Here is a 13,262-nt window from a genome sequence, read left to right on the forward strand (position 1 = left end):
GACGAGACGTTCCTCCTCATCGCGCCCGTCTCCTTCGACGCTTCCACCCTGGAGCTGTGGGGGCCGCTGCTCCACGGCGCCCGGCTCGTTGTCTTCCCTCCGCACTCGCCTTCGGACCTGAAGGAGCTGGAGGCCGTGCTGGTGAAGCACGGTGTCACCACGCTGCACCTCACGGCGGGCCTGTTCACCCAGGTGGTGGACTCGCGCCCCGAGGCCTTGCGTCACGTGCGCCAGCTCCTCACCGGCGGTGACGTGGTGAGCGCGCCCCATGTGCGCCGGGTGGTGGAAGGAATGTCCATTCCGGTGACGGCCTGCTACGGCCCCACCGAGACCACCCTGTTCGCTTCGTGCCACCGGATGACGGACGCCGCCCACGTGGGCACCTCCGTCCCCATTGGCCGGCCCATCGGCAACACCCGGGTGTACGTGCTGGACGCCTCCGGCCAGCCGGTGCCCGTGGGTGCCCCGGGAGAGCTGTTCATTGGCGGCGACGGCGTGGCCCGTGGCTACGTGGAGCAACCCGCCCTCACCGCCGAGCGCTTCGTCCCAGACGCCTGCTCCGGCGTCCCCGGCGCCCGCCTCTACCGCACCGGCGACCTCGCCCGCTGGCGCGACGATGGCGTGCTGGAGTTCCTCGGCCGCGCGGATGCGCAGGTGAAGGTGCGCGGCTACCGCATCGAGCTGGCCGAAGTCGAAGCCGCCCTCCTCCAGCACCCCGCGGTGCGCGAGGCCGTGGTGCTCGCCCGTGAGGACTCGCCCGGCGGCAAGCGCCTCGTTGGTTATGTCGTGGCCACTCCGGCTGGCACCGGCTCCAGCGCGGCGCCGGCTCCCCGGGCTGCCTCCGCGTCCGATGGTGCCGCGAGCACCGGGCCAGGCGCCGCTTCAGCGGCGATGCGCTCCGCGTCCAGCGCCGCGCCCACCCCAGGCACCACGGCTGATTCGGAGGCCGCCGAGACCACCGCGCTGTCCACCACCCTGCGCGCCTTCCTCGCACAGCGGCTGCCCGAGTACATGGTCCCCTCGGCCATCGTCCTGCTGGACGCCTTCCCGCTGACCGCGAACGCCAAGGTGGACCGCAAGGCCCTGCCTGCTCCCGAGGCGCTGATGGCGCCGGCCGGAGCGTACGTGGCTCCGCGCACCCCGACGGAGGAACAGGTCGCGAGCCTCTTCGCCCAGGTGCTCGGCGTGGAGCGCGTGGGTGCCACCGACAGCTTCTTCGACCTGGGCGGCCACTCGCTGCTGGCCACTCGGGTGGCCTCTCGCGTGCGAAGCATCGCGGGCGTGGACCTGCCGCTGCGCGAGCTGTTCGAGTCGCCCACGGTGGCGGGGCTCGCCGCCCGTGTGGACGCCCTGGCACGCGATTCCGGGACCACCGCGCTGGCGCCGCCGCTGGTGCCCGTGCCTCGCACCGGCCCGCTGCCGCTGTCCTTCGCGCAGCAGCGCCTGTGGTTCCTCGACAGGCTGGAGCCGGGCAGCCCCTTCTACAACATGCCCTCCGTGCTCTGGCTGGACGGAGCGCTGGACGTCGGCGCGCTGGAGCGGAGCCTGACGGAGCTGGTCCGCCGCCACGAGGTGCTGCGCACGACCTTCGCGGACGGCCCGGTCCAGGTCATCCACCCGCCCCCGCACCTGTCCCTGCCGGTGGTGGACCTGTCCTCCCTGCCCGAGGCTTCGCGCGAGGACGAGGCCCGGCGCCTGGCGCGGGAGGAAGCGCGGCGTCCGTTCGACCTCACCCGGGGGCCTCTGCTGCGGGCCACCCTGCTGCGGCTCGGCGACACCCGGCACCTGCTGGTGCTGGTGCTGCACCACGTCGTCTCCGACGGCTGGTCCATGGACGTGCTGGTGCGCGAATCCGCGGCGCTCTACGCGGCCTTCCGTGAAGGCCGTGCCTCTCCGCTGCCCGAGCTGCCCGTGCAGTACGCGGACTACGCGGCGTGGCAGCGAGGCTGGCTCCAGGGTGACGCGCTGGAGTCCCAGCTCTCCTGGTGGCGCGAGCACCTCGCCGGGGCGCCTCCACTGCTGGAGCTGCCCACGGACTTCCCACGCCCGGCCACGCAGGGCTTCCGCGGCGCTTCCCACACCCGCGTGTTGCCACGCTCGCTCGCCGACTCACTTCAAGCGCTGAGCCGGCGCGAGGGCACCACGCTCTTCATGGCGCTGCTGGCGGGCTTCGAGGCCGTCCTCTCGCGCTACTCCGGGCAGGAGGACTTCGTCGTCGGTACGGACATCGCCAACCGCAATCGCGCGGAAACGGAGGGCCTCATCGGCTTCTTCATCAACCAGCTCGCCCTGCGCGCGCGGCTGGAGGGCGACCCGACGTTCCGCGAGCTGCTGGCGAGCGTGCGGCGGACCACGCTCGGCGCCTACGCGCACCAGGACCTTCCCTTCGAGGAGCTGGTCAAGGCGCTCAACCCCGAGCGTGACCAGGGGCACGCGCCCCTCTTCCAGGTGAAGCTGGTCCTGCAGAACCAGCCCGGAAGCCGGCTGGAGATGCCGGGGCTCACCCTGCGCACGGAAGCCGTGGCCGCGGGCACGTCGCGCCTGGACCTCACCCTCTCCGTGACGGAGACGGCCCGGGGACTGGAGTGCGAGTGCGAGTACCGCACGGACCTGTTCACGGCGGACACCATCGACCGGATGGTGCGTCACCTGGGCACGGTGCTGGAGGCCGCCGCCGCGCGGCCCGAGTCCCGCCTGTCCACCCTGCCCCTGCTCTCCGAGGACGAGCAGCGACAGGTGCTGGTGGAGTGGAACGCCACCGGGCACGGCTTCCCGCGCGAGTCGTGCGCGCACCACCTCTTCGAGGCCCAGGCGGCCCGCACACCAGACGCCATGGCCGTGCGTTTCGAAGGCCAGGCGCTCACGTACGCGCAGCTCGACGCGAAGGCCAACCGGCTGGCGCACCACCTGCGCGCGCTGGGGGTGCGGCAGGAAGTCCCGGTGGCGCTGTGTGTGGAGCGCTCGCTGGACCTGGTCGTGGCCATCCTCGGCATCCTCAAGGCCGGTGGTGCCTGGGTGCCCATGGATCCGGGCTACCCCGTCGAGCGCCTCACGTACATGCTGCGGGACTGCGCGGCGCCGGTGCTCGTCACCACCGAGGCCATCGCCGACACGCTCCCGTCCGGGGGTGAGCAACTCGTGCTGCTCGACGCGGACGCGCACCTGCTCGCGGCCTGGCCCGAGACACGTCCCGAGGCGCGCGTGTTCGCGGAGAGCCTCGCGTACATCATCTACACCTCGGGAAGCACGGGGCGGCCCAAGGGAACGCTCTTGCAGCACCGCGGCCTGTGCAACACGGCGCTGACCGCCGCGCGCGCCCACGGCTTCCGGCCGGACAGCCGCGTGCTCCAGTACGCGGCGTTCGGCTTCGATGCCTCGGTCGCGGAGATCTTCGGCGCCCTGCTGGCGGGGGCGACGCTGGTGCTGGCCCCCCGTGAGCGGCTGATGCCCGGTGCGCCGCTGCGCTCACTGCTGCGCGAGGAATCCATCACCGCCGTGACGCTGACGCCCTCCGTGCTGGCTCAGCTCGCGCCGGACGACTTCCCCTCGCTGGAGACGCTCATCTCCGCGGGCGAGGCGTGCACGCCGGAGCTGGTGGAGCGCTGGGGCAACCGGGTGCGGCTGCTCAACGCCTACGGCCCCACGGAAGTCACGGTCTGTGCCACCCTCTCCGAGCCGATGCGGCCTGGGCAGCGGCTCACCATCGGCAGGCCGTGGTCCAACGTGCGCGTGTACGTGCTGGACGCCGCGCTGCGGCCGCTTCCGGTGGGCGTGCCCGGCGAGCTGTGCGTGGACAGCGTGGGCCTCGCGCGTGGCTACCGCCACCAGGCGGACCTCACCGCGGAGCGCTTCGTTCCGAACCCGTTCAGTGACGTGCCGGGTGCGCGCCTGTACCGCACGGGAGACCGCGTGCGCTGGCTCGAGGACGGCACGCTGGAGTACCTGGGCCGCATCGACCTCCAGGTGAAGCTGCGTGGCTTCCGCATCGAGCTGGGAGAAGTCGAGACCGCCCTGGCCCAGCACCCGTCCGTGCGCGAGGCCGTGGCCGTGGTGCGCGAGGACGCGCCGGGCGACAAGCGCCTGGTGGCGTACGTCGTCGCCGAAGAGGGCGACGTGCTCGACACAGCGGCGCTGCGCGCGTTCCTCAAGCAGCGGCTGCCGGAGCACATGGTGCCCGCCGCCATCTCCGTGATGGAGGCGCTGCCCCTGACGCCGAATGGGAAGGTGGACCGCAAGGCGCTGCCCTCGCCGGACGCGGAGCGGACGGAGCAGGCCCCCGAGTACGTGGCGCCTCGCACCCCCATGGAGGCGCGGCTCGCCGCGCTCTGGGCGGAGTTGCTGCACGTCCCGCGCGTGGGCGTGCATGACGACTTCTTCGAGCTGGGCGGCCACTCCCTGCTGGCCACCCAGCTCACCACGCGCCTGCGCGACGCCTTCGGAATGGAGCTTCCGCTCCGCGAGCTCTTCGAGGCCCCCACCCTGGGTGCCTTCGCCCCGCGCGTGGAGCAGGCCACGCGGAGCCTCGCGCGGTCTGCGCCGAGCCCCGTGCCGCGCACCGGTCCGCTGCCGCTGTCCTTCGCGCAGCAGCGTCTGTGGTTCCTGGACCAGCTCATCCCGGGCGACGCGCAGTACAACCTGCCGGCGGCCCTGCGCTTCCAGGGCACGCTGGACGTCCCGGCCCTGGAGCGCGCCTTCGAGGAGCTGGTCCTCCGCCACGAGTCCCTGCGCACCACGTTCCAGGGAACCGCCGAGGGCGCCGTCCAGGTCATCCATCCCCCCACGGCCCTTCCCCTGACGCGGGTGGACCTGACTGACCTGCCCGAGGAGCGCCGCGAGGCCGAGGCCCTGCGCCTGGCCGGCGACGAGGCCCTGCGCCCCTTCGACCTGGGCCACGGCCCGCTGATGCGGGTCACCCTGCTCCGCCTGGGCGCCGAGGACCACGTGCTGCTGGTGACGACGCACCACATCGTCTCCGACGCCTGGTCCGTCGGCGTGCTCATCCGGGAGGTGGGCTCGTTGTACGCCGCGCTCGCCACGGGCACCCGTCCCCAGCTTCCGCCGCTCCCCATCCAGTACGCCGACTACGCCGTCTGGCAGCGCGGTTGGCTGAAGGATGAGGCGCTGGAGTCCCAGCTCTCCTACTGGCGCAACCAGCTCTCCGGGGCTCCGCACGCGCTCGAGCTGCCCACCGACAGGCCGCGCCCGGCCGTCCAGACGCACCGGGGTGCCTCCCTGCGCCTGCGGCTGTCCCGCGAGCTGCACGAGGCCCTGGAAGCCCTGGGCCAGCGCGAGGGTGCCACACCGTTCATGGTGCTGCTGGCCGCGTGGCAATGGGTGCTGTCCCGCCACTCCGGCCAGGAGGACATCTGCGTCGGCTCCCCCATCGCCGGCCGCACCCGGGCGGAGACGGAGGGGCTCATCGGCTTCTTCGTCAACACGCTGGTGCTGCGTACGCGGCTGTCCGGCGCCGACACGTTCCGGGCGTTGCTCGCCCGCGTGCGCGAGGAGGCGCTCGGGGCCTACGCCCACCAGGACGTGCCGTTCGAGAAGCTCGTCGAGGAGCTCAAGCCCGAGCGCGACCTGAGCCGCACGCCCCTCTTCCAGGTGATGCTCGCCTTGCAGAACACGCCCCAGCGGGACCTGGAGCTGCCCGGGCTGACGGCCCGGCTGTTCGGCGGGTCCGCCGAGGTGGCGCGGTTCGACCTGCTGCTGAACTTCGACCCGGAGCCGGATGGGCTCCTCGGCACCCTCATCTACAACGCGGACCTCTTCGACGCCGGCACCGCCGCCCGGCTGCTGAGCCACCTGCACACGTTGCTGCGCTCCGTGACGGCCCGGCCGGAGCAGCCCCTGGCCTCCCTGTCCCTGCTGTCGGAGGAAGAGCGCAGGCGGGTGCTGGTGGACTGGAACGCCACCTCGCGTGGCTACGACGCCGCCTGCATCCACCAGCAGTTCGAGTCCCAGGCCCTTCGCACTCCGGATGCGCCCGCCCTGTCCTTCGGGGACGAGCGCCTCACCTACCGGCAGCTCCTCCAGCGCGTGCTGCGGCTGTCGGCCCGCCTGCGGGCGCTGGGCGTCCGCCCGGACGTGCCCGTGGGGCTGTGCGTCCAGCGCTCCCCGGACATGGTCGCCGGCATGCTCGCCATCCTCCACGCGGGAGGGGCCTACCTCCCGCTGGACCCGGGCTACCCCGCGGAGCGCCTGGCCTACATGCTCCGGGACTCCGGCGCCGCCGTGCTCGTCACCCAGCGGCACCTCGCGGGCCTGCTGCCCACGGACGGAGTCCAGGTCCTTCCGCTCGAGGAGGCCCTGGACGGCGAGCCCGCCTCCGCTCCCGGCCCCGCCCGCGCGGAGAGCCTGGCCTACGTCATCTACACGTCCGGCAGCACCGGCCAGCCCAAGGGCGTCATGGTCCCCCACGGCACCGTCGCCAACTTCTTCGGCGCCATGGACGCACTGCCCGGCCTCGGCTCTCCGGGCACGTGGCTGGCCGTCACCAGCAACTCCTTCGACATCCACGTCCTGGAATTGCTGTGGACGCTGGCACGCGGCTTCCACGTCGTGCTCCATGACGAGCAGGCCGCCTCGCGCACGGGCACCGCGCTCCCCCTGCCCGAGGTGCTGCGGCGCCATCCCATCACCCACCTGCAGTGCACGCCCTCCTTCGCGCGCACCCTGGTGCTGGCCCCCGAGTCCGTCTCCGCGCTCGGAACGCTTCGCCACCTGCTCATCGGCGGAGAGGCGCTGCCCGGGCCCCTGGCGAAGCAGCTCCGCGAGGCCCTGCCGGCCGTGGCGCTCACCAACATGTACGGGCCGACGGAGACCACCGTCTGGTCCTCCACCCACGCCGTCACCGAGGAGGAGCCGCCGGCCACCGTCTCCATCGGCTCGCCCATCGCCAACACCCGCCTGTACGTGCTGGACGCGCATGGCCAGCCCGCCGTGCCCGGCGCGCCGGGGGAGCTGTACATCGCCGGCGAGGGCGTGGTGCGCGGCTACCTGGGCCGCCCCGGGCTCACCGCGGAGCGCTTCGTGCCCGACCCCTTCTCCGGCGTTCCGGGCGGGCGCATGTACCGCACCGGAGACCTGGCGCGCTGGCGCCGGGACGGCACGCTGGACTTCCTGGGCCGCGCCGACTTCCAGGTGAAGCTGCGCGGCTTCCGCATCGAGCCAGGCGAAGTCGAGGCCGCCCTGCTGGCCTTCGCGGGTGTGCGCGAGGCCGCGGCCCTGGTGCGCGAGGGCGCCCCGGGTGACGCGCGGCTGCTGGGCTACGTGTCCGCGGACGCCGGGCTGGACATGGACGCCCTGCGCGCGCACCTCCAGCGGCGGCTTCCCGACCACATGGTGCCCTCGGCGCTGCTGCGCCTGGACGCCCTGCCCCTCACCGCCAACGGCAAGCTGGACCGCCGGGCCCTGATGGCGCTCGACGCGCCCGTCTCCCGGCGCGAGTACGTGGCGCCTCGAGACGAGCTGGAGCAGCAGGTGGCGGACCTCTGGGCCGAGGTCCTCCGCGTGGAGCGCGTGGGCGTCCATGACAGCTTCTTCGAGCTGGGCGGGCACTCGCTGCTCGCCACCCAGCTCCTCACGCGCGTGCACTCCACCTTCCAGGTGCGGCTGCCCGTGCGTGGGCTCTTCGAACAACCCACCGTCGAGGGCATGACGCTGCTCCTGCTGGAGGCCCTGGCGGACAGCGTGGATGCCTCCGAGCTGGAGCAGATGGTCGACGCGCTCGACTCGTCAGGGAATCCCTCATGAAGCTGCTCCTCGTCCTGCTGCGCAAGTCGTCCAGGCTGGCCCTGCTCACGGTGCTCTTCGGGCTGCTGTCCGGCGCGTGCAGCACGTGGCTGGTCGCTCTCATCAACCAGGTGCTGGCCCGGGGGACCGAGGGTAGCCTGGAGGGCATCGCCCTGCCCTTCGCGGGCCTGGCGGTCGCGGGGCTGCTGACGCGCATGGGCTCGCAGCTCGCCCTCAACCGGCTCCAGCAGGGCATCCTGCTGGAGCTGCGCCTGTGGCTCAGCCGGCACCTGCTGTCCACGTCGCAGCGGAAGCTGGAGGAGGCCGGAGCCCACCGGATGCTGGGCTCGCTGATGCAGGACCTCCAGACCCTGAGCGCCGGAGTGATGGTGCTGCCGGAGCTCTTCATCGGCGGGGCCGTCGTCTTGAGCTGCCTCCTCTACCTGGGCTGGCTGTCCTGGCCGCTGTTCCTGGCCGTGCTGGGCCTGCTGGTGGTGGGGCAGCTCACGTACGCGCTGCCGGCGGGTGCCGCCAACCGGTACCAACAGGAGGCGCGAGAGCAGACGCACACGCTGCTCCGGCACTTCGTCGCCATGTTCAACGGGGGCAAGGAGCTGCGGCTCAACCGGAGCCGCCGCCGCGCCTTCTACGACCAGGACCTGGCCCCGTCCGCCCACGAGGTGCGCCGGTTGTTCCTGCGCAGCGACGACCTCTTCTCCATCGCGAGCAGCTGGGGCATGTCCCTCTACACGGCCACCATCGGCCTGCTGCTGCTGGTGGGACCTCGCTTCACCACCCTCTCGCAGGGCGAGCTCATCGGCGCGGTGCTCGTGGTGCTGTTCCTCCAGCAGCCCCTCAGCGTCATCACCAACCTGTTCCCCAGCGTGCGCCGGGCCGAGGTGGCCCTGGCCCAGATTGAAAAGCTGGGCCTGAGCCTGACCACCGAGCAGGGCACGGCGGGAACGGCGCTCCCGGAGGACACCCGCGAGCCACCACGGACCTTCGAGCGGCTCGAGCTGGTGGGAGTCACCCACGTCTACCGCAACGAGCGGGATGGGGAGCAGTTCACGCTCGGCCCCATCGACCTGTCGCTGCGGCGCGGGGAGCTGCTCTTCCTCGTGGGCGGCAACGGCAGCGGCAAGACGACGCTGGCCAAGGTGCTCTGCGGGCTCTACACGGCGGAGTCCGGGGAGCTCCGCGTGGACGGCAGGTCCGTCACCTCCGAGGGACTGGACGACTACCGCCAGCTCTTCTCCGCCGTCTTCTTCGACTTCTTCCTCTTCGAGCGGCTGCTGGGGCTGTCCTCGCCCGAGATGCTGCGGCAGGCCCGGGACTACCTGGAGCGGCTGCATCTGGACAAGAAGGTCCAGGTGAACGAGGCCGGCGCGCTGTCGACGGTGGCCCTCTCCCAGGGACAGCGTAAGCGGCTGGCGCTGATGGTGGCCTACCTGGAGGACCGCCCCGTCTACCTCTTCGACGAGTGGGCGGCGGACCAGGACCCCCAGTTCAAGGAAGTCTTCTACAAACAGCTCCTCCCGGACCTGAAGGCCCGAGGGAAGGCCGTGGTCGTCATCAGCCACGACGACCGCTACTTCCACCTGGCGGATCGCCTGGTGCGCATCGAGTCCGGCCAGCTCGTCAACCCCGACACGGCGCAGGCCCGGGGTGTGGTGGGCGCGTAGCAGCCTGGGTGAATCCTTCATGAGCGACATCAAGAAGAAGATCGCGGCGTTGAGCCCGGAGAAGCGCGCGCAGCTCGCGAAGCAGCTCCAGCAGAAGGCGGCGCGCAACGCTCCCCCCGCGCCAGCGCGAAGGGCGAGGGGTGAAGGGCCGCCGCCGCTGTCATATGCCCAGCAGCGCCTGTGGTTCCTCGAACAGCTCGAGCCCGGCACGTCCGCCTACAACATCCCCATGGCGCTGCGCCTGGAGGGGGCGCTGGACGTCACCGCCCTGGAGCGCGCCCTCACGGAGCTGGTGCGCCGCCACGAGGCGCTGCGCACCACCTTCCGCGACGAGGGCGGCACACCGGTCCAGGTCATCCACCCTCCAGCCCCCGTGCCCCTGCCCGTGGTGGATGTGAGCGGTGGCGAAGACGCCGAGGCCCGTGCGCTCCGCCTGGCCGCCGAGGAGAGCGCGCGTCCGTTCGACCTGGCCACCGGCCCGCTGATGCGCGCCGTCCTGCTGAAGCTGGGCGACACGCGGCACCTGCTGGTGCTGACGATGCACCACATCATCTCCGACGGCTGGTCCGTGGGCGTGATGGTGCGCGAGGTGGGGGTGCTCTACCCGGCCTTCCGCGCGGGACAGCCGTCGCCCCTGCCAGAGCTTCCCATGCAGTACGGCGACTACGCGGCATGGCAGCGCGAGTGGCTCCAGGGCGAGACGCTGGAGACGCAGCTCCAGTGGTGGAAGCAGCAGCTCGCCGGCGCGTCCGAGCTGGAGCTGCCCACCGACTTTCCCCGGCCCCGGCACTCCCGGCACATGGGAGGCCATGCGGAGCTGAGGCTGCCGCGCGAGCTGTCCCAGGCGTTGGCGGAGCTGTGCCGCCGGGAGGGCGCGACGCCCTTCATGGCGCTGCTGGCCGCCTTCCAGCTCGTGCTCGGCCGGTACTCCGGGCAGGACGACATCGTCGTGGGCTCCCCCACCGCCGGCCGAGAGAGCGCCGAGGTGGAGGGCCTGGTGGGCTTCTTCCTCAACACCCTGCTGGTGCGCACCCGGCTGTCCGGAGACCCCACGGTGCGCGAGCTGCTGGGCCGCGTCCGGCAGGGCGCGCTGGACGCGTTCGCCCACCAGCACGTCCCCTTCGAGCACCTCCAGCCGGCGCAGGGCGGGCGGGGGCAGCTCTTCCGCATCATGTTCCTGATGCAGAACCTGGGGCGGACGGAGCTGGCACTGCCCGGGCTGACGGTGCGCACCGTGGAGGTGGGGGAGCAGGCGGCGAAGTTCGACCTGACGCTCGCCTTCACCGAGGAGCCGGAGGGCTTCCGGGGCGCGCTGGAGTACGACGCCGAGCTGTTCGAGCCAGCCACCGCCGAGCGCCTGCTGAAGCACCTGCACCACGCCATCGCCGCCATGGTGGCGCGGCCGGAGGCGCGGCTGTCGCGGGTGTCGCTGCTCGGCGCGGACGAGCGGCACCGGCTGTTGGTGGAGTGGAGCGGACCTCGGGCGGACTTCCCCGACGGCACCACCGTGGACGCGCTCATCCGCGAGCAGGCCCGGCGCGCGCCGGATGCCGTGGCGGCCGTGGTGGATGGGCAGCGGCTGACGTACTCGGAGCTGGAGTCCCGGGCCTGGGGGCTGGCACGCCGGCTGCGGCGCGAGGGCGTGGGCACCGAGTCCATCGTCGGCCTGTGCGTGGAGCGCTCGCTGGAACTGGTGGTGGGTTTGGTGGGCATCCTCCACGCGGGCGGCGCATACCTCCCGCTGGACCCATCGCTGCCGCGTGAGCGATTGGCCTTCATGCTGGAGGACAGTGGGGCCCGGGTGCTGGTGACACAGCAACCGCTGCTGGCGCGCTTCCCCCGCCCGCCGGAGCGTGTGCTGCTGCTGGATGCGGAGCGGGAGGCACTGGACGCGGAGGGCGTCGAGCCGGTGGACAGCGGCGCCACCGCGCGGGGCGCGGCGTACGTCATCTACACCTCCGGCTCCACGGGACAGCCCAAGGGCGTGCTGGTGGAGCACCGCGGCGTGTGCAACCTGGTGGCGCACGAGGCGCGTGCGTACGAGGTGGGCCCCGGCACGCGGATGCTGCAGTTCGCGAACCTGGGCTTCGACATCTCCGTGGAGGAGATCTTCACCACGCTGTGCGCGGGCGGCACGCTGTACCTGGCGCCGCTGGAGCGGCTGATGCCGGGCGAGCCGCTGCACACGTTCCTGCGCGAGCAGGCCATCACCGCGGTGAGCCTCACGCCCGCGGCCCTGGCCGTCACGGAGGCCTCGGGGTTGCCGGCGCTGCGCACCGTCATCTCCGGCGGAGAGGCGTGCTCGGCGGACCTCGTCGTGCGCTGGAGTCCGGGCCGGCGCTTCCTCAACACCTACGGCCCCACCGAGGGCACGGTGGTGGCCACCCTCACGGCGTGCGAGCCGGACACGCGGGCACCGTCCATCGGCCGGCCGCTGGCCAACGTGGAGGCGTACGTCCTGGACGCGGGAATGGAGCCCGTCCCCGTGGGCGTGCCGGGAGAGCTGTACCTGGGCGGCGTGGGCGTGGCGCGCGGCTACCTGGGCCGGCCCGCGCTGACCGCCGAGCGCTTCGTGCCCCACCCCTTCAGCCGCGAGCCCGGAGCGCGCCTGTACCGCACGGGAGACCGGGTGAAGTGGCGCGCGAGCGGGGAGCTGGACTTCCTGGGCCGCGTGGACACGCAGGTGAAGGTCCGCGGCTTCCGCATCGAACTGGGCGAGGTCGAGGCCGCGCTGGCGGGACACCCCGCCGTGCGCGAAGCGGTGGTGGTGGTGCGCGAGGACGGCCCCACCGGCCGGAAGCTGGTGGGCTACGCGGTGCCGGCGCCGGGACAGGCGCTGGAAGTGGAGGCGCTGCGCCAGTTCCTCCGGGAGCGGCTGCCCGAGTACATGGTGCCAACCGCCCTGGTGCGGCTGGACGCACTGCCGCTGACGGCCAACGGGAAGGTGGACCGCAAGGCACTGCCCGCTCCGGATGCCTCGGCGGAGGCGCGCCGGGACTTCGTGGCCCCGCGCACGCCCACGGAGCAGGTGCTGGCCGAACAGTGGGCCCGGCTGCTGGGGGTGGCGCGGGTAGGCATCCACGACGGCTTCTTCGAACTGGGAGGACACTCACTCGTCGCCACCCAGGCCGTGGCCCGCATGCGCGGCCACTTCGGCGTCGACCTGCCGCTGCGCGTGCTCTTCGAGACGTCCTCCCTGGAAGAGCTGGCGAGGAAGGTGGATGAGGCCCTCGCATCGGGGCAGGCCTCCCGCGTGGCGCCCCCTCGCCCGGTGCAGCGAGACGCGGCGATGCCGCTGTCCTTCGCGCAGCAGCGGCTGTGGTTCCTCGATCAACTCCAGCCCGGTGCGGCCGCCTACAACATCCCGGTCGCGCTGCGGATGGAGGGGCCGCTGGATGTCGTGGCGCTGGAGCGCGCCTTCGCGGAGGTGGTGCGCCGCCATGAGGCCCTGCGCACCACATTCGGGGGTGAGGGTGGCACCGCCGTGCAGCTCATCCACCCGGCGAAGCCCTTCGTCCTGCCCGTGGTGGACCTGAGCGGGGCCGAGGACCGTGAGGACCAGGCGCTCCATCTGGCACAGCGGGAGCTCTCGCTGCCCTTCGACCTCGCCGCTGGACCTCTGCTGCGCGCCACCCTGCTGAAGCTGGGTGACACACGGCACATGCTGCTGCTGACGATGCACCACATCGTCTCGGACGGCTGGTCCATGGGCGTGCTGATTCGCGAGATGGCCGCGCTCTACGAGGCCTTCCATGCGGGTCAGCCCTCCCCCCTGCCCGAGCTGCCGCTGCAGTACGCCGACGTCGCCGTCTGGCAGCGCCAGTGGCTCCAGGGCGAAGCGCTGGA

General features: G+C 72.5%; 3 protein-coding genes. All 3 read left to right on the forward strand.

Going from position 1 to position 13,262, the window contains the following annotated elements; all coding sequences use genetic code 11:
• Positions 1-7,755: non-ribosomal peptide synthetase (locus tag K8638_RS43745; protein ID WP_223760735.1), on the forward strand; the 7,755-nt coding region annotated here is incomplete at its 5' end.
• Positions 7,752-9,416: a cyclic peptide export ABC transporter gene (locus K8638_RS43750; protein WP_223760736.1), complete on the forward strand. Its 1,665-nt coding sequence runs from the start codon at positions 7,752-7,754 to the stop codon at positions 9,414-9,416. The genes K8638_RS43745 and K8638_RS43750, both read left to right, overlap by 4 nt.
• A 19-nt stretch (positions 9,417-9,435) precedes the next feature.
• Positions 9,436-13,262 (forward strand): non-ribosomal peptide synthetase (locus K8638_RS43755; protein ID WP_223760737.1); only part of this gene is annotated, 3,827 nt, incomplete at its 3' end.

It is taken from the genome of Myxococcus sp. RHSTA-1-4, from assembly GCF_020037125.1.
In the GTDB taxonomy this organism is placed as follows: domain Bacteria; phylum Myxococcota; class Myxococcia; order Myxococcales; family Myxococcaceae; genus Myxococcus.

Bases quoted from the DNA above. Each gene is read 5' to 3' on its own strand.
- K8638_RS43750 (WP_223760736.1), top strand. From the start codon at position 7,752: ATGAAGCTGCTCCTCGTCCTGCTGCGCAAGTCGTCCAGGCTGGCCCTG.